Origin of the sequence: Pseudomonas sp. KB_15 (assembly GCF_052114525.1) — a bacterium.
GTDB lineage: Bacteria > Pseudomonadota > Gammaproteobacteria > Pseudomonadales > Pseudomonadaceae > Aquipseudomonas.
Genome location: NZ_JBFREX010000273.1, coordinates 1 through 411 on the forward strand (window position 1 = coordinate 1; position 411 = coordinate 411).

The window sequence follows — 411 nt, forward strand, 5'->3', positions numbered from 1 at the left end:
CCCGAAGCCGGCGGCCAAGCGCGCGGCGGCGAAGAAGCCCGCCGCGAAGAAGGCTGCCACCAAGGCTGCGAAGCCCGCCACCAAGACGTCCGCCACGAAAAAGCCGTCGACCAAAAAGCCCGCCGCGAAGGCACCCGCCGCGCCGGGCACCCCCAAGGACAGCGTCGAGTGAGCCGCCTGTGAGCGTCACGCACGCCGACCCGGCCCTCCGCGCCAGCCAGCGCCAGCGCACGGCGCTGGTCATGATGGGCGGCGGCGCGCGGGCGGCCTACCAGGCCGGCGTACTGGCCGGCATCGCCCGCATCGCCACGCGGCATGGGCTCGGGCATTGCCCGTTGCCGTTCGGCATCGTCACCGGCACCTCGGCCGGGGCGATCAACGTTTGTCGGCCGTCATCCGCCTCGATGGCCA

1 protein-coding gene is annotated in these 411 nt (G+C 73.5%); it reads left to right on the forward strand.

Annotation, left to right across the window (positions count from 1 at the left end):
• Window positions 1–179: 179 nt before the first annotated feature.
• Window positions 180–411: patatin-like phospholipase family protein (locus AB4Z35_RS30845; RefSeq protein WP_442101277.1), on the forward strand; the 232-nt coding region annotated here is incomplete at its 3' end.